Here is a 21,037-nt window from a genome sequence, read left to right on the forward strand (position 1 = left end):
ACGCGATGGAACGAGGTCGTGACCCATGCTCAGGCCACTCCGCGCTGGCGATTAGCGAAAACCAAGGCGAGGGCTGATCTCCCCCCTTGCGGGGGAGATGTCCGGCAGGACAGAGGGGGGTGCTGTCCCGCCAGCGTCTCAACCGGCAGCCATTGCGTTCTCAGAAAGTGGCCGAAATGAAAGTGGGCAAGAAGGAACGCTGGCGTTCCTTCGAACCCCCCTCTGTCCTGCCGGACATCTCCCCCGCAAGGGGGGAGATTGGCTGTCGCTCCGGCCTTCGCCAATCTTACAACGGTGTCTCGCGCCACCCTCACCGCTTCACCTCCCACGTCGTCACGCGTTCGTTGGTGACAGGATCCTTGCCGTCCTTCAGCTGCACGCCTTGCTCCAGAAGCTCGTCGCGGATGCGGTCGGCCTCGGCCCAGTTTTTCGCTGCAATCAGTTCCAAGCGCTTGGCGATCGCCTTGGCGATCGCTGCCTCGTCGACCTTGGCCGCGCCGATATCGAAGCCGAGGAACAACAGCGATGCCTTCAGCGATGCGGCCGCTTCGTTGCCCTCCGCGGCCTCACCGGCAAGCTGCGTGAGCTGCTGGAAGGCGGCATAGGTGGCGAGGTCGTCAGACAGCGCCGCCACAACCTCCGCCGGAACTTGCCCTGCCGACGGGGAGAGATCGGCGGCGCGCTTCCATTTGCGCAGCGTATTCTCGGCCTCTTCCAGCTTGCGTACGGAAAAATCGATCGGCTCGCGGTAATGCGTCATCAGCATCGCCAGCCGCAGCACCTCGCCCGGCCATTTGCGGCCGCCGAAAGTGTCGGTTTCCAGCAGTTCGGCGATGGCGTAGAAATTGCCGACGCTCTTCGACATTTTCTGGCCCTCGACCTGCAGGAAGCCGTTGTGCATCCAGACATTGGCCATGACGTCGGTGCCGTGGGCGCAACGCGACTGGGCGATCTCGTTCTCATGGTGCGGGAAGATCAGGTCGAGGCCGCCGCCATGGATGTCGAAGACGTCGCCGAGATAGGCGGCCGACATGGCCGAGCACTCGATATGCCAACCGGGCCGGCCCCTGCCCCATGGGCTGTCCCAGCCGGGCTCCTCCGGTGACGACAATTTCCACAGCACGAAATCCCCCGGGCTCCTCTTGTGAGCGTCGACGGCAATTCGCGCACCGGCCTGCTGTTCGTCGAGATTGCGCTTCGACAGCTCGCCATAATCCGGCATCGAGGCGGTGTCGAACAGCACTTCGCCGGCGGCGACATAGGCGTGGCCGCGTTCGATCAAACGTTCGATAAGGGTGATCATGTCAACCTTGCCGTCGGCGCGGCGCGCGACGAACTCGGTGGCGCGTGGCTCGACCGTCGGCGGCAAGCAGCCGAGTGCGGCGACATCCTTGTGGTACTGATCGGCGGTTTTTTCGGTGACGCGGCGGATCGCCTCGTTGAGCGTCAGGCTTCCCGACGCGATCTCGGCGCCGAAATCGCGCAGCGCGCGGGCGTTTATCTTGTCGTCGACATCCGTGATGTTGCGCACATACGTGACACCAGCCTCGCCATAGAGGTGACGCAGCAAACGGAACAGCACGTCGAAGACGATCGCCGGACGCGCATTGCCGATGTGGGCAAAGTCGTAGACGGTCGGGCCGCAGACATACATGCGCACATTCGACGGGTCGATCGGGAGGAACACGTCCTTCGTCCGCGTTAGCGTGTTGTAGAGGCTGAGACCCTTCGATGCGTCAGACATGCGTGCCCTTCCGGCCCGTTAAGTTCTGGATGGAGTCTAACCTGTGCCAAGGCACAAATCGGCTCCAGCCTGCTGGCCGGGGCGTTTGTCCACTCTGGGGAAAGATGAGGCGAAAACGTCCGGACCAGCGCGAAGCTAGCCAATAATGCAAATGCCACAAATGGCGGAAAACGTTTTCATCGGCGGCTTTATCGCCTTGGCCGGTGTTGCCGTCAAGTCGCAACTTCCGGCAAAAGCGTCGCTGGATCATAGGTCAGGAGCCGCTGAAAGATTTTATTAAACATGTCGGCACAGTCATGAAACATTCGCCGGCTAGTCCACCATAGGTCACGATTCGGTCAGATTCGGCCGGCAAACGCAGACACGGAAATGTTACCAGGGAAGAGATCGATGTCACGAACCAAGCAGGAATCGAGCCGCGCCAAGCAACCGGCGCTCGCCAACCACTACCGTGCGATCGGCCCGGCCGCGATCGTCGCCGCCCTTCTCCATACCGCGAAGAATAAAAAGCCGGCGCCGAAAATCACTTCGCCCCGCGCTGCCTGAACAGGCATCGTGCCGCCGCCGACAAGGCGTGCGCCGGAACGGAAGGCTGAGGCCCCATAGCGCGCCTGAAACAACAGCTCTTCCTATTGAGCAGGTTCTTCCCGAAGGCCGGACTGGCTTCTTGGGAACGCGCTCTAAAACAGCGTCATCTGACTGCCGTCCGCGCCGGGCTTCTGGCGCCTGACCTTGCCGGGCTCGACGATGCCCATGTCCTGTATCTCCGGCCCGGTGTTGGCGACCTTGTTGACGAGGTCGGAGACCGGAATTGCCTCGAAGAAATCGGGCAGCGCGGGTTTGAGCAGGTCGGCCACATCGCGCGGTTCGAGCGTGCGGCAGTCCAGCCAGCGGTCAAAATCTTCAGGCGCGATCACCACCGGCATCCGGTCATGGATATGGGCGATGCTGGCATTGGCGTTGACGGTAAGAATGGCGCCGGTGTCCATTTCCGAACCGCCCGGCTCGGAATAGGTTTCAATCAGCCCGGCAAAGGCGATCGACCCGCCACGCCTCGGCCGTATCCAGTAGGGCTGGCCCTTCTTGCCGCTGCCGGATTGCTGCCACTCATAGAAGCCGGAGGCCGGCACCAAGGCACGGCGATGGCGCATGGCGGCTTTGAACGAGGCTTTTTCAATAGCGCCTTCCGAACGCGCGTTGATGAGCAGCGGAAATTCCCTGGTGTCCTTGACCCAGGTGGGGATCAGCCCCCAGCGCACCAGCATCGCCTGGCGATCCGGGAAATTCGAGCCCGGCATGCGCGGCGGTCCCGACAGCGCCATTAGCACCGGCTGCGTCGGCGCGATGTTGTAGCGGGCCGGAAAATCCTCCAGCTCCGCCAGGCCGAGCAAGGCGGCGGTCTGGTCCGGCTTGGCCGTCAGGGCAAAGCGTCCGCACATTGGCAAGCTCGATGAAATGATCCGATCGCGAAAGTGGCGATGGAACCGGCGTTGCGCAACCGCTAAAGCTCAATGCCGCCGGCCGGTCCACAAGGGTCTGGCCTCAAATAGGCGAAAACGAGATCGATGAACGAGCAGCGCAAGACACTTCCCGCAGTCTCGGTCGCCGTCGTGCGCGGCAGGACGGTGCTGCTGGTCAAACGGGCGCGGCCGCCGTCGCAGGGGCTTTATGCCTTTCCCGGCGGCAAGGTCGAGCCCGGCGAGACGCTGCAAGAAGCAGCGTCGCGCGAATTGCTGGAGGAAACCGGGCTGCGGGCGCAGGACTATCGTCCGCTTCGCGACATCCACATCGACGGCAGCGGCGAGAACCACCCGGTCGACTATCTGCTGACCGTGTTCGGCGCCGTTTATGCCGGCGGCGAAGCGACGGCCAGCGACGATGCCGAGACCGCCGCCTTCTATAGTCTTGATGAAATGGCGACGCTGCCGCTCGCGGGTGACGTCATGGAGGTGGCTGAAGAGCTTTTGGCCTGAAGCAGGCCGATATCTGCCGCTCCGAGAATCGCCTTGCAGGCGACAAAATGTTTCGTCAGATAGACTTATGACCCGCACCTCGCTGTTCCTTGCCGCATGCATCGCCGCCGCCACGGCTTTTGCCGTGCAGCCGGCGCTGGCCGCCGAGTCGCCGTTCGAGCCCGGGCTGATGCGACTGGCCGAGGTGCTGGGGTCGCTGCATTTCCTGCGCAATCTGTGCGGCGAAAAGGGCGACCAGTGGCGCACCGAGATGGAAAAGCTGATCGATTCGGAAAATCCCGATCCGGAGCGGCGTGCCCGCTTCATCGCCAGCTTCAACCGCGGTTACCGTTCCTTCGGCGGCACCTATACCCAATGCACGCCGTCAGCGACCGAAGCCATCAGCCGCTACATGAAGGAAGGCGAGACGCTGTCGCGCGACATCGCCTCGCGTTACGGCAACTGACGAGCGCCAGACGGCGTTTAGCCAACGCCTTTTCGAGCACCCGCCTTGTATCCACGGCACGTTGATGCAATCTTGGTGTTGCACTTGCGCAACAGTATTAACGAAACGTTAGCGCGCGAATGCGGAATTAACTCAAACTGAAGGTTTTCATCCCGCTCACCGGTCTAATCGGCTAAGTTTGAATCGGACCGAACGCAGGCGACGAAGTTTGTAAAGACGATCAAAAAAATGTCGTATTTACAGATACTTACTTAGCCTGCGTGAGATAGGGGCAGCCCAAGCCGGATCCGACCCGTCGGACCGCCGCTTGAAAAGGTGGACATCGCAAATGGAACATGGCGTCAACGACATCGACGCGCTTGTCAGGGAAGAAAAGCGCCTGACCGCGGTGGAAAGCCATAGCGAGGCCTGGGCGGAAGGTCTGTCGGCCGGCATAGAACCTGAAATCATCGCCGAGGCAGCGCTTGAAACCGCGTTCGGCGAGATGCTGCGAGCCAATGGCGAGACCTCGGCCCTTGCCCTGCTCGACCGCATGCGTGAAAAGGTGATCGCCGGCGCCTTCGAGCCGGAGCGGTTTCGGCACTAGGCGGCGCGCGTCTCAGAGGGTGCATCGCCAGCTTACCGGTTCTTTGACGACGGCGCGCCGTTTGGGCATCATGCCTGAAGAGCCTAGGCCCGAGGAGAGGCAAGCGGTGAATTTTTCGATGTCAGGCCGGCCTCGCGGCGTGGCCCTCAGCATCTGGCTTGCCGCTTCCTGCGCCGCGGGTCCGCTGGCGTTTGTCCTGACCAGCAACCCTGCCTACGCGTTGAGCGAGATCAAGCGCGAGGAGCTTCCAGTTCCTGCCGGGCCACCAGCCAATGGTGAGACGGCGCCGTCTGAAAATTCAGTGCCAATGCCCGATCTGCCCGGCACGGCGCCACCGGCGGCCAGCCAGCCGAAATCGCCCACGGAGCCCGGACAAAGCCAACCGGAGGCCCCCGCCAACGATGGCGGCGTGGCCAACCCGCGTGCCGATCCAGAAGCGCCGGTGCCCGAAGTCGTCTACGACCTTTCCAAATTGCCGGAGCCCGTCAGGCGCATGCGCGATCTGATGGTCGAGGCCTGCGTCAGCGGCGACATCGAGAAGCTGCGGCCGCTGATCGGCAAGGGCGACACCATGACCCAATTGTCGCTGGGCGAAATCGAGGGCGACCCGATCGCGTTTCTGAAAGGGCTATCGGGCGACAAGGAAGGTCAGGAAATCCTCGCTATCCTGGAAGAGGTGCTCAATGCCGGCTATGTCCATGTAGACGTCGGCACACCGCAGGAACTCTATGTCTGGCCGTATTTCTTCGCCCTGCCGCTTGACAAGCTCAACGCCAGGCAGCGGGTCGAACTGTTCAAGATCGTCACCGCCGGCGACTATGACGACATGAAGCAGTTCGGCGCCTACATCTTCTACCGCGTCGGCATCACGCCGGCCGGGCAGTGGACATTCTTCGTCGCCGGGGATTGAACGGCGATTCCCCTGGGATGGCTACTGGCTAGGGCTAGAAAGCTCGAGGCCTGTGTCAGGCCATATGCGGATACCTTCATTTCGAAGGGCCGAAATCGCTTCGACCGCCGCGTTGGGATCCATTTGCAGCACCTCGGCGGCATGCCGCAATTCTTCCTTGTCCCGCAGCCTGTTTACCACCCAAGCCACCTTGCGCTCGATATCCACGCCATAGGCCGCCTTCGCCTTGCCAACAGCGTCGCTCGGGATTTCCTTATAGATGCCAACCAGCACTCCAAGATCGATGGCATCGCGATATGCAATTGCACGGTCCTGACATCGATCCGCGTTCGCCAGCAACTTCTCGGCAAACATATCCGCCGGGACCAGGGCGGATACATTCAGATCGTCGTCGAAATGGCCTCGCAGTTTTATGCGGCCTTCGCGGATGACTTCAAACTTGATCGTTTGGCCTTTCAACCGCACGATCGTCCGCAAGCCATATTGATCGATCTGGAAGTCCCGAACAGCCTCGACCGGCTCAGGAAAGAATGCTCTGACGCCACGTTCGGCTGCGGAGGTCCGCAATTCGCGATAGCCATCACTGTCGGCACACAGGAAGTCCACATCCAATGAGCGGCGATATTCCCCGAATTTCATAACGATCGCAGTGCCACCGCCGAACCAGCACTGGTTTGCGGTCAGGAAATGGCGATCCATCAATCCGAGCGCTTCGGCAATGATCTGGTGCTCGGGCCTCTTGAATTCCATCATGACGCTCGCGGTGTGTCCTGTTGATATTCCGGCTGCGAGGAACGATCAGGTGAGGGAAATCAGCCGGCGGTCAAGAGCACGCCGTGACCGAATTTGTCTGCCAAACTTTGGATAAGCATCTTCTCACGCACAGTAAGACGCTTTTGATCGACAAACCGCCAATTACGCTCATACAGCGCAAATGCCTCTTCGGCCGGAATCGGGCGTGCCGCATCGCGGTTCCAGGCGAGCGCCTGGAGCTCCGGAAACTCCGCAGGGACAATCATGGGCGCGATATCTGCGTTCATAATGCCCTTAACGTAGTGGATAGCGCTTAAAAAATCCAACGCAGCAAGAAACCGCTAAGCCGGCAGCGCCTCGGAAAACTCTACCGGCCTGCCCTGCCCGGGCGTGACGATCTCGCCTTCCCACATCACGCGACGACCGCGCACAATGGTGCCGATCGGCCAGCCGGTGACTTCCTTGCCGTCATAGGGCGTCCAGCCGGCCTTGGAGCCGGCTTGCGCATTGGTGATGGTCTCGCGCCGCTGGAGGTCGACAATGGTGAAATCGGCGTCATAGCCTGCGGCGATGCGGCCTTTCCGGGCCATGCCGAAGATGCGCTGTGGGCCATGGCTGGAGAGGTCGACGAAGCGCTGCAGGGTCAGCCGGCCTGAATTGACGTGGTCGAGCATGATCGGCACCAGCGTCTGCACCCCGGTCATGCCAGACGGTGAGGCCGGATAGGGCTTTGCCTTTTCGGCCAGCGTGTGGGGGGCGTGGTCGGAGCCGAGCACATCGACAATGCCTTGCGCAATGCCGTGCCAGACGCCGTCGCGATGGCGGGCCGCGCGAACCGGCGGATTCATCTGGATCAGCGTGCCCAGCCGCGCATAGTCGTCGGCGGTGAGCGTCAAATGGTGCGGCGTCGCCTCGCAGGTGGCGACATCCTTGTGCTGTTCGAGGAACACGATTTCTTCGGCAGTGGAGATGTGCAGGACATGGATGCGGGCGCGGGTGCTGCGCGCGATGCGCACCAGCCGCTCGGTGCAGCGCAAGGCCGCGATCTCGTCGCGCCAGACGGGGTGTGAGGACGGGTCGCCCTCGACGCGCAAGCCGAGGCGCTCGCGCAGCCGGAACTCGTCCTCCGAGTGAAAGGCGGCTCGGCGGCGGGTGTTGCGCAGGATCGATGCGACACCCTCGTCGTCCTCGACCAGCAGGTCGCCGGTGGACGAGCCCATGAACACCTTTATCCCGGCAGCACCCGGCAGCCGCTCGAGCTCACCGACATCATTGGCATTCTCGCGTGTGCCGCCAACCCAGAAGGCGAAGTCGCAATGCATCCGGCTGGTGGCGCGGCGCACCTTGTCGGCAAGCGCCGCCTCGCTGGTGGTCAGCGGATTGGTGTTGGGCATTTCGAAGACGGCGGTGACCCCGCCCAGAACAGCGGCGCGCGATCCACTCTCGAGATCTTCCTTGTGCTCCAGCCCCGGCTCGCGAAAATGCACCTGGCTGTCAACGACGCCGGGCAGGACGTGCAGCCCGCGACAGTCGATCGCTTTGCCGGCCGAAGCTTGGCGAAGATCGCCCATTGCGACGATGCGACCACCCTTGACGCCGACATCGCGCGCGCCCTCGCCATCATGGTTGACCACCGTGCCGCCTGTCAGGATGAGGTCGTAGGTGGTGGCCATGGGCGTTCGGTCTCTTGCGGGGGGAGTATCGTCGGCTTACGTAAAGGCCGACCGTTTTGCAAGATCAGGTTCTTTGCCGCCCATGCCTTTTGCCCTGCTCAAAGACCGCGCTCTCATTTCTGTGTCAGGCCCGGATGCCGAGCATTTTTTGCAGAACATCCTCACCACCGACCTCGACACGCTGGGCGCCGGTGCGGCAAAACCCGGTGCGCTGCTTTCGCCGCAAGGCAAGATCCTGTTTGATTTCCTGATCTCGCGTAGCGGCGAGGACGGATTCCGGCTGGATTGCCGTGCCGACGTCGCAGACGACTTCCTGCGCCGGCTGATGCTTTACAAGCTGCGCGCCAAGGCCGAGATTGCTAGGCAGGATCAAGTGCTTGTGACGGTTGCGTGGGGCGATGATTCAAGCGCCTCACCTTCTGATTCAACGACACTTGCCGATGTCCGCTTCCGCGATGTGGTTGTGAGCCGTTCCTATGGCGGCGCATCCGCAGGTGGCGACCCGGCTGCGTGGAAGGCGCTCCGCATCGCCAAAGGCATTGCCGAAAGCGGTTCCGATTATCAGCTCGGCGATGCCTTCCCTCACGACGTGCTGCTCGACGAGACCGGCGGCGTCGGCTTCAAGAAAGGCTGCTATGTCGGCCAGGAAGTGGTCTCGCGCATGCAGCATCGCGGCACCGCCAGGCGCCGCGTGCTGATCGTTTCGGCCGACCATGCCTTGCCTGCGCCGGGCTCGGAGCTGACGGTTGCGGGGCGGCCGGTCGGCACGCTCGGTTCCAGCGCGGGCACGGTCGGACTCGCCATTGCCCGCATCGACCGGGTCAAGGCGGCGCTCGACGCTGGCCAGCCGGTACTGGCCGGTGATGTCACCGTCTCGCTCGCCATCCCGGCCTGGGCGCAGTTCAGCTTTCCCAGGGAAGCCATCGGCGCGGAGGACGCCTGATGGCTGCCGATCGCGTCGGAGCGCCACCGCGCGCGTGGCAGCGCATGCTGTCGGGACGGCGGCTCGACCTGCTAGATCCCTCGCCGCTCGACATCGAAATCTCCGACATCGCCCACGGGCTTGCCCGCGTCGCCCGCTGGAACGGGCAGACCCGCGGCGATCACGCCTTTTCGGTCGCCCAGCATTCGCTGCTGGTCGAGGCGCTGTTCAGCGAGTTGCAGCCGGACGCCTCGGCCAATGCGCGGCTGGCAGCACTGCTGCATGACGCGCCGGAATATGTCATCGGCGACATGATCTCGCCGTTCAAATCGGTAATGGGCGGCTCCTACAAGGAGTGCGAGCTGCGTCTCCAGCGCGCCATCCATCAGCGCTTTTCGCTGCCGCCCGAACTCGGCGTCGGCTTGCGCAAGGAGATCAAGCGCGCCGACCAGATCGCCGCCTATTACGAGGCGACGCTGCTTGCCGGTTTCTCGACCGCGGAAGCAACCGAGTTCTTCGGCCGGCCGCGCGGGTTCAATGCCGACCGCTTCGACTTTAAGCCGCACTCGGTGACCTCGGCGCAAGCTGCCTTCCTCAAACGCTACGCAACGCTTGAAAAGCAACGCCAGGCAACGGTTGCCGTGCATTCGGCGCAGTGAACATACGCTAAATTAACCAGCGGTAACCACAGTACCGGGTTTCGATCACGGTCAGCAGGCACGCCTCATGTCCGTTGCGCACGTCAAGGGTGGTTCGCCCGTCCGCAGACGGGGAGCCGGAGGCGTCGCCGCGCCACGGCAGATCGCCGACGAACTGCGCCACCAGAACGAGCGCTTTTCCGCGGCCGTCGAGAATATGTCGCATGGGCTGTGCATGTTCGACGCCGACGAGCGGATGATCATCTGCAACGGCAACTATATCAGCATCTTCTCCCTCGACGCGAAGATCGTGCGGCCCGGCATCGCGTTCCTGGACATTCTAAAGCACAGCGTCGACATCGGTGTCGCCTCACAGAGCGCCGAAGACCTGTATGCCATCCGCAAGCCCTATATCGAGCGCGCGCAAGCCTCGACCTACGAGGAAATACTGTCGGACGGACGCATCGTTTCCATCACGCACCGGCCGCTGGCCTCAGGCGGCTGGGTGTCGATCTATGAGGACATTACGGAGCAAAGGCGGGCCGAGCAGGAACTGAAGGAGCAGCACCGCCGCTTCGATGCGGCGCTCGCCAACATGTCGCAAGGCCTGTTGATGTACGACGCCGAAGGCACGCTGATCGTGCGCAACCAGCGCTTCCTCGACCTCTACAAGGTCACGCCTGACGACTTCCCGCTCGGCATGAGCCAGCGCGCCCTGCTCGAACAGATGGTGCGACTGCGCATCTATCCGTCGATGGACATCGACGGCGAGATCGCCAACACCAGAGCCAGCCTGCAGGCCGGTGAGGAGCGTTCGACAGACCGCAGCCTTGCCGATGGCCGAACGCTGCTGGTTGCGCGCCGGCCGCTTGCCGGTGGCGGCTGGGTGGCGACCTTCGAAGACATCACCGAGCGCCGGCGCGCCGAAGAGCGCATGAGCCACCTTGCCCATTACGACACGCTGACCGACCTGCCCAACCGATCGATGTTTCGCGAACGGCTCGACCAGGCGATGGCCGGCGATACACCGTTGGCGATCTTCTCGCTCGACCTCGATCGCTTCAAGGCCGTCAACGACACCTGGGGACACCCGGCCGGTGACTGGCTGCTGAAATGCGTGGCGGAGCGGTTGCGGCACAGCCTGCGCAGCGACACCGATATGGTCGCCCGCCTCGGTGGCGACGAGTTCGCCATCCTGCAGTTCAATCCCAAAGGCTCCACCGATGCGGAACAACTGGCAAAACGCATCGTCGCTGTCGTCAGCCAGCCGTTTCGCGACAAGGGCCGCGAGATGCATGTCGGCATCAGCCTTGGCATCGCGCTGTATCCCGGTGACGGCAAGGACGCCGACACGCTTTTGAAGAACGCCGACATGGCGCTTTACAGCGGCAAGAGCGAAGGCCGCAACGTTTACCGCTTTTTCGAGCCCGGCATGGATGCCTTGGTGCGGGCGCGCCTGGCGCTCGAAACCGATCTCGAGACGGCACTGAAGCGGCGGGAGTTCGTGCTGGAGTTCCAGCCGATCACCAACGTCGCGTCGGGCAAGATCGTCGGCGCCGAAGCGTTGATGCGGTGGAATTCACCGACGCGCGGCCTGGTGGCGCCCGACGATTTCATCGCAGCCGCCGAAGACAGCGGGCTGATCGTTCCGCTGGGCGAATGGGCGCTGAAACAGGCCTGCAGCGTGGCCGCCGGCTGGCCGCCTGGAATGCGCATCGCCGTCAATGTCTCGGCAGTGCAGATCAGAAGCGCCGACTTTGCCCGCAGCGTGATTTCGGCGCTGGCCGTTTCCGGCGTGCCGGCCAGCCGGCTCGAACTGGAAATCACCGAGACCGTGCTGATGGATGAGAGCGAGACGGTGCTGAAGACGCTGAGGCAGCTGCGCGAACTCGGTATCCGCATCGCGCTCGACGATTTCGGCACCGGCTATTCGTCGCTCGGCTATCTCAGGCGTTTTCCCGTCGACAAGATCAAGATCGACCGCTCCTTCATCCACGATATCGACAACAAGGACACGGCGGCGATCGTGCGCACGATCATCGGGCTTGGTGCCGAACTTGGCATCACCGTCACCGCCGAAGGCGTCGAGACCGAAGCGCAGCTCGACGTATTGCGCAAGGCTGGCTGCGTCGAGGTGCAGGGCTTTCTGATCGGCATGCCGTCAAAGGCCGCCGACATGGCTCGACTTCTCAAGACGAGGGCAGCGTCCCGGCGCGCCTGAACATCCCCGGCGTCATTCCATGCGCGGCGCGGAAGGTGCGCGAGAGATGGCTTTGGTCGGAGAAGCCGGCCGCAAAGGCGGCACCGGCGAGATCTGAACCTTGCCGGATCAGCAGATCGGCACGGCGCAGCCTGCGGTCACGGATGAAGGCAGCAGGGGTGAGACCCAGCACTTTCCTGAAATCGCGGATAACTTGAAAGCGCGTCACGCCTGCGGCTTCAGCGAGCCGCTGCAAATCGAGGTCCGAGTTCAGATGGTCTTCGATGACCTGTTCATAGACCCGGAGCCGGCTTTTCGATCCGAAGCTTTCGACCGCCTCGCGCCGCCGGCCGCCCCAATCGCCATGGCGCAGGATGAGCTTGCGCAAGGCGATCAGCATGGATGTTTCGGCGCTCGTGGCATCACCCGATGTCGAAGCCAAGTGCGCGACGCCTACTGCCTGGACGAGATCGGCATCATCGACGATCGCTTGCGAAAACAACGGCGGGCGATCCTGCCCGAGTTCGTCCGCGATCGCACCCATGAGCGAGGCCGACGGATAGAAGGTGCGGTAAGCCCAACCCTGGTCGGCACCCGCCTCGCCGTCATGCCATATCTCCGGATTGACGAGCAGAACCGTGCCCGACCGCGCGAGGACAGTCTCGTTGCCGATGCGGACCCGCTCGCACCCTTGCGTGATCAGGGCGACGACATAGGTCGGGTGCGTGTGCAGCTGGTAGCGATGCCGCGTGAAGCGCGCCTTGAGCATGCCAAGATCGCGAAAGCGCGGATGACGCCAGAACTGCGTCGTCTCCTGAGGCTGTTGAATTCCAGACACGGTCAATCCTGTTCAAGACGCTGCCGGCGCAAATCCTTTACGTGCTGGCATCGACAAGGCCGAATTTACGATAGCCGGCAAGGAGAGCGCAATGCTGCACAACGACCCCATCGCCGCCCTCACCCCGCAGGTGGTGGAATGGCGGCGTCACATCCACGCCAACCCCGAACTCGGTTTCCAAGAGTATGAGACCGCGCGCTTCGTCGCCGACAAGCTGCGCACCTTCGGGCTCGACGAGGTTCATGAAGGCAAAGGCGGCACCGGCGTGGTTGGCGTCCTCAGAGGACGACCAGGCGTGCGCGCCATCGGGCTTCGGGCTGAACTCGATGCCTTGCCCGTGCTGGAGAAGACAGGATTGCCATATGCGTCGAAGAAAGACGGCGTGATGCATGCCTGCGGCCACGACGGGCACATCGCGATGCTGCTCGGCGCCGCCAAGCTGCTCGCCGACAACAGAGCCTTCGACGGCACCGTCTGTTTCATCTTCCAGCCGGCGGAAGAAAATGAAGGCGGCGCCATGCGGATGATCGAGGACGGACTGTTCGAGCGCTTCCCCGTGGAAGCCGTCTACGCCGTCCACAACTGGCCGGGGCTGCCGCTCGGAAAGATCGCGGCCCGTGCCGGGTCGATGATGGCGGCCGTCGACACTTTCGAACTGAACTTTGAGGGGACCGGCGCGCATGCCGCCATGCCGCAGCTAGGCGACGATCCCGTGCTCGCGGCCGGCGCCTTCGTTCAAGCCGTGCAGCGCATCGTCAGCCGTTCGGTCGACCCGCAAATGGCGCTGGTCGTTTCGATCACCCAGATCCATGGCGGCAATGTCGGCAACATCGTGCCGGGCAAGGTCTGGCTGCAGGGAACCTGCCGCTTCTTCGAGCCAACTTTGTCGGACCATTGCGAAAGGCTGATCGGCGACATCGCGCAAGGCATTGCCTCGGCGCATGCACTCACCGCCAAGCTCGCCTACAAGAAAGGCTACCCGCCGCTGGTCAACACGTCGGCTGCCACTGACCGGGCCGTCCAGGCGGCAACCGCGGTTGCCGGCCGCGAGCAGGTCGAGACCGCATTCAACCCGAGCCTCGGCTGCGAGGATTTTGCCTACATGGTCCGCGAAGCCGGCGGCTGCTATGCCTGGGTCGGCGCAGGAGCGGTCAGACTGGGCGAAGGGCTGCACGGCGATCGCTATGTCTTCAACGACGCCATCGTCCCCACCGTACTCCGCTATTTCGTCACGCTCGTTGAGCAGACACTACGCTGACGGCCGAGCGCCTCAGCGCAAGGTCTCGACGTATTTCTCGTGGAAGCTGACATAGCCGGGTTCGACGACTTTGAGATGGCGCTCGATCAGCTGGTGGAAGGCCGGCAGCTGATGGAAGGGCACGCCGGGATTGGCGTGGTGCTCGGCGTGATACGGCATGTTCCAGGCGACTTTGCGCACCAGCCAGTTGGTCAGCGTGGTGCGGGTGTTTTCCAGCATGTTGGCGACAAGCGGGCAGCGGCCATGCTCGGCCAGCAGATAGAGCCTGAGGAAGGGCTGGCCGAGCAGCGCCGGCACGATCCAGACATAGAGCAGTACACTTGCCTCGAACCACAGGGCTAGCGCGGCGACCACGACATAGAAAGCGATCATGGCGCGGGCTTCAGTGCGCACCTTGGGCAGGCCTTTCGGCGGCACGTAGCTGTCGTGGCAGCCGCCAATCGCGTTGGTGTAGAGTGTCTGCAAATGCCCCCACCACACCGGCAGGCCCGAGACGTGGACGATGTATTGCCGCATCGTCTCCGGTTTCGGGAAGGCGAGTTCCGGATCGGTCTCTGGATCCTGGGTGAAACGGTGATGGGCGAAGTGGAAATAGCGAAACCAGTCGGCGGGCAGCGCGATCGCCAGGCTGCAGACCCTTGCGGCGGCATCGTTGAGCCACTGCGTCTCGAACGCCGTCCTGTGCACCGTCTCATGCAGCAGCGTGAACAGGAAGACGATAAGAATGCCTTGCGGCAACATCAACAGCGGCCAGTACGACACCTTGGCCGCAATCAGCCCGCCGATAGCCACAATCGCGCCGAGATGGAAGGCGAGTTGGACCAGACCCGGCCCGTCCGACTTGCCGGTCAGGCGGCTGCGCTGCTCATTGGTCAGGAACGCGATGACGTCGCGATGGTCTCTGGGTTCAAACTGGGCCGATACGGTCATGGCGCCAAGCTACTCGAATAAGAAAGCTTTCGAAAGACGAGGATTTCTGCGACACAGATAAGCTGACCTTACCTATCGGATCACCCAATGACCGCGCTTCCTTCCCTGAGAGGACTTCAAGCCTTCGAGGCGGCGGCGCGCTCGGGGAGTTTCGCCGCAGCGGCGGATGAGCTCTCGATCTCGGCGGCTGCGGTCAGCCAGCTCATTCGCACCGTCGAGGAGCAGATGGGTCGAAAACTGTTCCATCGCGTCAACCGCCGCGTGGTGCTGACGGAAGCCGGCGTCGAGATGCTGCCCCGGCTGACCCTGGCTTTTCGGGAGATCGGCAGCATCGCGCGTGGCAGCGATGCCTTCCGCCCGCGGCTTGTCGTATCGGTGCCGCCGTCCATGGCGATGGGCTGGCTTTCCGAACGCCTCGCCGGCTTTGTCGCCAGCCACGGCGCCGTCGACATATCCCTGCGCGGCGATGACGATCCGGTGCCGTTCGACCGCGAACTGATCGACATCCGGCTGTCCTTCGGCCCGCACTATCGTGAACACCCGAGCGAGGAGATCGTCAGGGACGCCGTCTACCCCGTCTGCGCGCCAGAACTCACCGCCAAAACCGACAGCCTCGCCGGCCTGCCACTGATTCACACCGACTGGGGACCGACCGGCGCGTCGTTTCCGTCTTGGCGCACCTGGTTCGAGGCGGCGGGCATAGAGCCCGGCCGCGCAGTGCAGCGCGGACTGTCGGCGAACTCGTCGCGGGCAGCGCTCGACCTTGCCATTTCAGGGCTGGGCGCGGCGCTGGCGCAAGGCATTTATTGCGCCGGGGCGCTGGAAGAGGGCCGTTTGGTCCGGGCTAATGCCCTATCGATCGCGCTGCGTCAGCCATATTGCCTGACGATCCCCGAACGCAGTGCAAGGCGCGACCTGGTGGCGGCGTTTCGCAATTGGCTGATTGAGGAATGCCGGCGGTCGGTGGGTTCGCCGGTGCTCGGCTGATGGCCCGAGCTGCTCAGAGATGGCCGGCCAGTGCGGCGACCATGTCCTTGTTCGTCGCCACGGGAATGATCTCGAACTCCACCAGGTCAGACCATTCGATGACCCAGCGCTGCAGCAGCGTGACGTCATCGGCCTCGACCAGCAGGAAGCAGCGGCTCATATCAGCCGCGATCCAGGAGTGGTGCACGACAAGCGCGTCCGGCTTCAATCTGCCGCGCTCGCCGAAACGGCGGTAGATCTCCTTGCGGTCGCAGCCGGTGAAATCCTCGATGACGATGAACTGCATTTTTCCCCCTCGGTTGAATTGCCGCCCGGGACGGCAAACTAACGCCCGGGACGGTCCAGCCGCTCCAGGAACCATTGCGTCAGCCGCACCCAGACTTCGTCCTTTTCGCCGGAATCCTCCCAGCCATGGTCGAGGTTCGGGTTGTCGTTGACCTCGATGACGAAGACGCCATCCTTGGTTTCCTTGAGATCGACGCCGTAAAGCCCGTCGCCGATGCAGCGCGCCGCCTTCACCGCGGTGTCGACGACATGCGGCGGCGTCTCTTTCAGCGTGAAGGTCTTGATGCCGCCCTGGTCGGGCTTGCCGCTGGCCTTGTGGTTGACGATCTGCCAGTGTTTTTTCGCCATCAGATAATGCACGGCAAACAGCGGCTGCCCGCCGAGCACGCCGACGCGCCAGTCATATTCGGTCGGGATGAATTTCTGCGCGATCAGGAGATCGGAATCCTCCAGCCACTCGGTGGCGAGCGTCTTCAGTTCTTCGAAGTTGCCGCATTTCTTGACGCCGCGCGAGAACGATGAATCCGGGATCTTCAGCACCAGCGGAAAGCCCAGCGTCTGCGCCGCCAGTTCGAGGTCCGAGGTGCCGGCTATCATCACCGTCGGCGGCACCGGCACCTTGTTGTAGGCCATCAGTTCGTTGAGATAGACCTTGTTGGTGCAGCGGATCATCGACAGCGGGTCGTCTATCACCGGCATGCCTTCCTGCTGGGCGCGGCGCGCGAAGCGGTAGGTGTGGTTTGAGATCGAGGTGGTCTCGCGGATGAACAGCGCGTCGTAATTGGCGAGCTTGGCCAGGTCCCTCCTGGTGATCGGCTCGATTTCGACGCCCATCTTTTCGGCGATCTTGGCCCAGTAACGCAGCGAGGAAATCTCCGACGGCGGCAGTTCTTCATGCGGATCGACCAGCGTGGCGAAGGTGTAGCGTGCCGGCGTGCGGCCCTTGGTGTCGCGCCACTCGCGGTTGGTGTACTTCTCGAGCGCCTGCACGAATAAGGCTTCTTCCTCCTCGGCCATCCTGGCCAGCGGCAGGAAGCCGATCTTGCGGATCGAAGCCCATTCGGCGCTGTCCTTGATGTGAACCTCAAGCGCCGGAGCGCGGAACCAGTCGAACAACAGCTTGGCGAAGCGGTCCCAGACCTTCGACGGTCCGATGCCGAAGAAGATGCAGATTTTTTGCGGGAAAACGCCTCCGAGATCCTTGCGGCACTTGTTGAGCGCCAGCTCCAGTTCCGGCAGCGCGTGCTCGTAGAGCTTGCGCTCGGACAGGTCGATCATCGTCTCGACCGTCGGGATGACCTTGTGGCCGCGCGAACCGGCGAGCAGAGAGGCATAATAGCCGCGGCTCTGGTAGGCGTAATTGTTCGACAGGTTGATGACCTTCGGCTGCTGGCCCCGAAACAGCGCCGGATGCGCAAGATAGTCACGGTTGGTGATGATCTTGTGCGGCGTCGCCGCCGGGTCGAGATCGTTCTGACGGCCGGTGAGGATGACCCAGGTCATTGTTATCAGCGTTTCCCAAGAGTGATGGCAGCACGCAGTCCGTCGCGGCCGAATTGCGCCATGTTCATGAAGATGCCGTGCGGCACGGGAATGTTGGCGGCATCGAGGATGGTCTCCTGTCTTTCGTCCTCGACCCAGGGATCGTGGATCAGGATGTGGTCGCCATCGTCGCCGATAGCCAGCACCCAATGCGGCACCTTCTTGCCGAACATCAGGAAGCCGCTGATCAGCACCAGCACCAGTTTTCCCTGAGCCAGGGCGCCGCGTATATCGTCGATGGTGAACGGACGGTAATTCACCGGGATGCCGTATAGTTCCGCGCGGCGGCGAAAGTCCACCTGGGCAAGTTCCATCACCCGGCGCTTGTCGTCGCTGCGCACCGATTGCAAGAACAGCGCGCCATAGAAGGACACGAAGATTTCCGCCGCAAGCCCGCTTTCGTAGCCGGAAACCGCAAGGCCGAAGGGCTCGCAGCCGCCGGGGCCGGACATCATGAACACGGTCGTTGCCTCGCGCCATAGGCGGATTTCCATGACCGGATCGGGCACGAAGCCCGAATCGAAATTGGCCATCGCCATCATCAGGCAGCATGGACCGCAGGTGAACTCGCAGGTCTGCTGGTAGAACGGGACTTTGGTGGCGACCGGAATATCGCCGCGCAAGGTCTTTTCGTAGCGCAGCGCGGTGGCGCCATCCTCGTAATAGTGAGGCTCGCGACCGATCTTGCGGTAGCCGCTCTGCTCATAGATGCCGATGGCGCGAAGATTGTCCTCGCGCACTTCGAGACGCAACATCATGCGGTCGTGCTCGAAGGCAGCTTCTTCGGCCGCTGCAAGCAGCATGCGGCCAATGCCGCGGCCCCTGAAAAACGGGCTGGTGGCAAGCGAATAGAGCCGGGCGACGCCGCTGCCCTTGCGAAACAGCACGATGGCGTAGCCGGCGACACGACCATCGCTTTCGGCGACCAGCATCTCGGCTGTCTCGCGTTCGATCAACAGGCGGAAGGAGCGCCGGGAAATGCGGTCACTGGAAAAGACCGCCTTCTCGATGGCGGCGAGGTCATCGACGTCGGACGCGCGGGCCTTGCGAATCTCGGCAGGCATGCGGGTTTGGAAAACCTCGATTGGGTGGAGGAAAAGGCCGCGGTCAAAAACGTCGCAAACATCAGCCGAAACGCCGATATCCATCAAGCGCTATCGCACTTCGAATAGGGCCGAATTGTGACACTTTCTACCCCGGCGCATTCCCGAAACGGAATGCGCTTAACTGGCGATACCAGCCAGAAGCTGACCGTAGGCCCGCTTGGCGACCGCAGCCAGTTGCTCGCGCGGCAGCGAGCCGACGACGGCGCAGGCATAGCCCTTGTCCAGCCAGTAGACCGCCTCGGGGCCGTCGGCCTCGGCCATGTAGGTGCCCTTGGACTTGGCTGAGGAATCAGCGGTAACGAACAAGGAGATGCGCTGACCCTTGGCGTCCTCGTAAAGCAGCATCGCTGCCTTGCCCTGGCCGGCCGGCAGCAGCCGGCCGCCAACCAGCTGGAAGCCTTCCGCCACCAGATCCGGCGCCACCAGTTTCAGGCCGACGCGGTTGGACAGCCAGGTCTGCAGGTGATCCTTGTCGCTTGCCGGCACTTCCACCGCATGGCGCTGTTCGGCGGCATAGATGACATGGGCGGCGATCGCCTCTTCGGCCAGTTGGTCATCGGCGCCATCTTCCCTGCCGATGCCGTCGATGCCGGCAAAATAGCCGCCAAGACCGCCGATGACGAGCACTGCGGCCGCCGCGGCCGCAAGCCACCAGCGCGACTGCCGCGCCGCCGCCTTGGTCGCGCCTTCACCGCTAACGATCTGCTTGAACAGCACCGGCACGGGCTCGTCGAGCACACCGGCAAAGGCGGCGCGCAACGCGGCGCGGTCGGCGGTGTAGCGGGCGCTTTTCGCCTTCATTTCGGGATTGGCGTCGATCCAGGCGTCGTAGGCGGCGCGCTCGTCGCCCGGCAGCTCGCCGTCGAGAGCCATGTGGATATCGCGTTCGGAAAAATCGCGGCGGGTCATTTCTCGACGATCCTTATCGAGCGGCGGCGCGCCGTGTCATCGAGCAGGCTGCGCAGCTCCTCGCGTCCGCGCGCTATGCGCGACATCAGCGTGCCGGCGGGCACGCCGAGAATGTTGGCGGCTTCGGCATAGGAGAATCCTTCGATGGCGACCATGACTAGAGCGGCGCGGCGGTCGGGGCTGATCGCCTGCAATGCGTCGATGATCTCGCGCGAGGCGGCGTTCTCGGCCTGCTCGGCGGGGACTGCCTGCGCCTCGTTTGCGTCAAGCGGCAGGATCGCCGCCTCACCGCGCCGGTTCACCTTGCGCATCTGATCGATGAACAAATGATGCATGATCGTAAACAGCCACCTCCGGGGGCTTTCTCCCGTCTGCCAGCTTTCAAGCCGCAAGAGCGCTCGTTCGAGGCAATCCTGGACGAGATCGTCAGCGGATTCGCGGTCGCGCAGAAGCGAGCGTGCGTAGCGGCGCAGGCGCGGTATTTCGCCAAGGATTGCTGCCTTCTTTTCGTCCATGACCGCTGGTTCTGAGGTCGCCCTTGTTTAACCCGATTGAACGCGCCTTCCCGGCGCGGCGCAAGCGGCCAGCGCGAAGCGGTCTGCCGCCCCGGTCACCCAAGCAGTGAGATAACGAGTTGATCGGCTAAATTATTCCCCGCAATCAACAAAAGGGCCGAATTATCCTAAATCGGTCTGTGCAAAATCATGGCCTTTGTATAGCAGTGGAAGATCGCGGCTTTTCGCGCAGGCGTAAGCAAAACAGTCCCCGAGATTCAGATCCGCCTTGTGGCCAACGGCTTTGCCGTAACGGGCACTCGCGTCAATGGCCCGAGAGCCGATGTTGTCGTCAATGGCCAGACTCTCTCCCATGATCTCCACAATGAACTCATCGATCAGATCGCGGGCATGGAGAAGGGCTTCAGCGCTGGGTCTGCGCGGGCCGGCGCCGGCCCTTGCCAATGCCTGTGTTGCTTCGAAGTGAACCAACGGAGAAACCCAGACCTGCCCGGAAAAACCGGATAGCTGCTTCAGCAATTCCTCCCACCCAGGTTCCTGGTTGAGAATGGCGACGATCACCGACGCGTCGACAAACATCAGTCTTCCCACATCTCGTCGGTGAACTTCTTCATATCGAAATCGGGATTGGGCAGGCCAAGCTTCCTGGCCCTGTCCTGAAGACTGGCGATCCGATCGCGCAGCGGCACCTTCGCCCGATTGCGCTCAAGTTCGTGCACGAGCGCGACCCGCACCGCCTCCGTTTTGCTCGGAGCGTTCGTCTCGCGTTGCAATCTGCTGGCCAGCGCATCCACTTCGTCGTCGCGGATATAGAGCGGCATCG

24 protein-coding genes are annotated in these 21,037 nt (G+C 62.9%); 10 read left to right on the forward strand and 14 right to left on the reverse strand.

The annotated features are described in order from the left end of the window. Window positions 1-310: 310 nt before the first annotated feature. Window positions 311-1,744, reverse strand: a complete 1,434-nt coding sequence (cysS, locus tag NKJ64_RS28295; protein WP_023687305.1) for a cysteine--tRNA ligase — start codon at window positions 1,742-1,744, stop codon at window positions 311-313. Window positions 1,745-2,134: 390 nt separating this feature from the next. On the opposite strand from cysS, the gene NKJ64_RS28300 reads away from it, so the two are divergent. Beyond that, window positions 2,135-2,290: a hypothetical protein gene (locus NKJ64_RS28300; RefSeq protein ID WP_023673568.1), complete on the forward strand. Its 156-nt coding sequence runs from the start codon at window positions 2,135-2,137 to the stop codon at window positions 2,288-2,290. A gap of 134 nt (window positions 2,291-2,424) precedes the next feature. On the opposite strand, the gene NKJ64_RS28305 is transcribed toward NKJ64_RS28300, so the two are convergent. Then, window positions 2,425-3,183, reverse strand: a complete 759-nt coding sequence (locus tag NKJ64_RS28305) for an SOS response-associated peptidase (RefSeq protein ID WP_352463719.1) — start codon at window positions 3,181-3,183, stop codon at window positions 2,425-2,427. Between the two features lie 126 nt (window positions 3,184-3,309). Here NKJ64_RS28305 and NKJ64_RS28310 point away from each other — a divergent pair, with 126 nt between their 5' ends. From NKJ64_RS28310 to NKJ64_RS28325, 4 genes are all read left to right on the forward strand, one after another. Then, complete coding sequence (locus NKJ64_RS28310; RefSeq protein ID WP_023753097.1) at window positions 3,310-3,717, forward strand: NUDIX hydrolase; 408 nt, start codon at window positions 3,310-3,312, stop codon at window positions 3,715-3,717. A 67-nt stretch (window positions 3,718-3,784) separates the two neighbouring features. Next, complete coding sequence (locus tag NKJ64_RS28315) at window positions 3,785-4,162, forward strand: TIGR02301 family protein (protein WP_023705383.1); 378 nt, start codon at window positions 3,785-3,787, stop codon at window positions 4,160-4,162. Window positions 4,163-4,490: 328 nt separating this feature from the next. Then, entirely contained in the window at window positions 4,491-4,748 is a 258-nt protein-coding gene (locus tag NKJ64_RS28320; protein ID WP_023673564.1) for a hypothetical protein, read from the forward strand. A gap of 106 nt (window positions 4,749-4,854) precedes the next feature. After that, a complete protein-coding gene (locus tag NKJ64_RS28325; RefSeq protein ID WP_023735503.1) occupies window positions 4,855-5,658 on the forward strand; it encodes a hypothetical protein in 804 nt (267 codons plus the stop codon). A gap of 21 nt (window positions 5,659-5,679) precedes the next feature. On the opposite strand, the gene NKJ64_RS28330 is transcribed toward NKJ64_RS28325, so the two are convergent. From NKJ64_RS28330 to NKJ64_RS28340, 3 genes are all read right to left on the reverse strand, one after another. Continuing rightward, window positions 5,680-6,408, reverse strand: coding sequence for a nucleotidyl transferase AbiEii/AbiGii toxin family protein (locus NKJ64_RS28330; protein ID WP_023684480.1), 729 nt, complete (start codon window positions 6,406-6,408; stop codon window positions 5,680-5,682). Window positions 6,409-6,470: 62 nt separating this feature from the next. After that, window positions 6,471-6,698 (reverse strand): hypothetical protein, encoded by a 228-nt coding sequence (locus NKJ64_RS28335; RefSeq protein ID WP_027049982.1) that lies wholly within the window; start codon window positions 6,696-6,698, stop codon window positions 6,471-6,473. Between the two features lie 54 nt (window positions 6,699-6,752). Next, window positions 6,753-8,084: a dihydroorotase gene (locus tag NKJ64_RS28340; RefSeq protein WP_023829046.1), complete on the reverse strand. Its 1,332-nt coding sequence runs from the start codon at window positions 8,082-8,084 to the stop codon at window positions 6,753-6,755. 82 nt (window positions 8,085-8,166) lie between these two features. On the opposite strand from NKJ64_RS28340, the gene ygfZ reads away from it, so the two are divergent. The 3 genes from ygfZ (at window position 8,167) to NKJ64_RS28355 (ending at window position 11,865) form a co-directional block, all read left to right on the forward strand. Beyond that, window positions 8,167-9,027, forward strand: a complete 861-nt coding sequence (gene ygfZ, locus NKJ64_RS28345; protein ID WP_023829047.1) for a CAF17-like 4Fe-4S cluster assembly/insertion protein YgfZ — start codon at window positions 8,167-8,169, stop codon at window positions 9,025-9,027. Beyond that, window positions 9,027-9,665, forward strand: a complete 639-nt coding sequence (locus tag NKJ64_RS28350; RefSeq protein ID WP_023742620.1) for an HD domain-containing protein — start codon at window positions 9,027-9,029, stop codon at window positions 9,663-9,665. Before ygfZ ends, NKJ64_RS28350 begins: the two co-directional genes overlap by 1 nt. Before the next feature lie 67 nt (window positions 9,666-9,732). Beyond that, window positions 9,733-11,865 carry a putative bifunctional diguanylate cyclase/phosphodiesterase gene (locus NKJ64_RS28355; protein ID WP_023702695.1) on the forward strand — a complete coding sequence of 711 codons (2,133 nt, stop codon included), beginning with the start codon at window positions 9,733-9,735 and terminating at the stop codon, window positions 11,863-11,865. Here NKJ64_RS28355 and NKJ64_RS28360 read toward each other — a convergent pair. Next, a complete protein-coding gene (locus tag NKJ64_RS28360) occupies window positions 11,834-12,682 on the reverse strand; it encodes an AraC family transcriptional regulator (RefSeq protein WP_031194164.1) in 849 nt (282 codons plus the stop codon). The genes NKJ64_RS28355 and NKJ64_RS28360 overlap by 32 nt on opposite strands. A gap of 91 nt (window positions 12,683-12,773) precedes the next feature. Between NKJ64_RS28360 and NKJ64_RS28365 the strand changes: the two genes are divergently transcribed. Beyond that, window positions 12,774-13,940 (forward strand): amidohydrolase, encoded by a 1,167-nt coding sequence (locus NKJ64_RS28365; RefSeq protein WP_023735508.1) that lies wholly within the window; start codon window positions 12,774-12,776, stop codon window positions 13,938-13,940. Between the two features lie 12 nt (window positions 13,941-13,952). Here NKJ64_RS28365 and NKJ64_RS28370 read toward each other — a convergent pair whose 3' ends face one another. Next, window positions 13,953-14,870, reverse strand: coding sequence for a fatty acid desaturase family protein (locus NKJ64_RS28370; protein ID WP_023754770.1), 918 nt, complete (start codon window positions 14,868-14,870; stop codon window positions 13,953-13,955). 87 nt (window positions 14,871-14,957) lie between these two features. On the opposite strand from NKJ64_RS28370, the gene NKJ64_RS28375 reads away from it, so the two are divergent. Further along, complete coding sequence (locus NKJ64_RS28375) at window positions 14,958-15,857, forward strand: LysR substrate-binding domain-containing protein (protein WP_023749698.1); 900 nt, start codon at window positions 14,958-14,960, stop codon at window positions 15,855-15,857. A gap of 13 nt (window positions 15,858-15,870) precedes the next feature. Here the strand turns inward: NKJ64_RS28375 and NKJ64_RS28380 are convergent, their stop codons facing one another. From NKJ64_RS28380 to NKJ64_RS28410, 7 genes are all read right to left on the reverse strand, one after another. Next, on the reverse strand, window positions 15,871-16,143 hold the full coding sequence (locus tag NKJ64_RS28380; protein ID WP_023670254.1) for a DUF3303 domain-containing protein: 273 nt from the start codon (window positions 16,141-16,143) through the stop codon (window positions 15,871-15,873). A 38-nt stretch (window positions 16,144-16,181) separates the two neighbouring features. After that, window positions 16,182-17,645: a RimK family ATP-grasp domain-containing protein gene (locus NKJ64_RS28385; RefSeq protein ID WP_352463720.1), complete on the reverse strand. Its 1,464-nt coding sequence runs from the start codon at window positions 17,643-17,645 to the stop codon at window positions 16,182-16,184. Window positions 17,646-17,650: 5 nt separating this feature from the next. Further along, window positions 17,651-18,748, reverse strand: a complete 1,098-nt coding sequence (locus NKJ64_RS28390; RefSeq protein WP_023670253.1) for a peptidase C39 family protein — start codon at window positions 18,746-18,748, stop codon at window positions 17,651-17,653. A 159-nt stretch (window positions 18,749-18,907) separates the two neighbouring features. After that, entirely contained in the window at window positions 18,908-19,699 is a 792-nt protein-coding gene (locus NKJ64_RS28395) for an anti-sigma factor family protein (RefSeq protein ID WP_023670251.1), read from the reverse strand. After that, on the reverse strand, window positions 19,696-20,214 hold the full coding sequence (locus NKJ64_RS28400) for an RNA polymerase sigma factor (protein WP_023670250.1): 519 nt from the start codon (window positions 20,212-20,214) through the stop codon (window positions 19,696-19,698). Before NKJ64_RS28400 ends, NKJ64_RS28395 begins: the two co-directional genes overlap by 4 nt. A 162-nt stretch (window positions 20,215-20,376) precedes the next feature. After that, window positions 20,377-20,793 carry a type II toxin-antitoxin system VapC family toxin gene (locus NKJ64_RS28405; protein ID WP_023670249.1) on the reverse strand — a complete coding sequence of 139 codons (417 nt, stop codon included), beginning with the start codon at window positions 20,791-20,793 and terminating at the stop codon, window positions 20,377-20,379. After that, window positions 20,793-21,035 carry a type II toxin-antitoxin system VapB family antitoxin gene (locus NKJ64_RS28410; protein ID WP_023670248.1) on the reverse strand — a complete coding sequence of 81 codons (243 nt, stop codon included), beginning with the start codon at window positions 21,033-21,035 and terminating at the stop codon, window positions 20,793-20,795. Before NKJ64_RS28410 ends, NKJ64_RS28405 begins: the two co-directional genes overlap by 1 nt. Window positions 21,036-21,037: the final 2 nt, after the last annotated feature.

The organism is Mesorhizobium sp. M0062 (assembly GCF_040323125.1).
Lineage (GTDB): Bacteria > Pseudomonadota > Alphaproteobacteria > Rhizobiales > Rhizobiaceae > Mesorhizobium.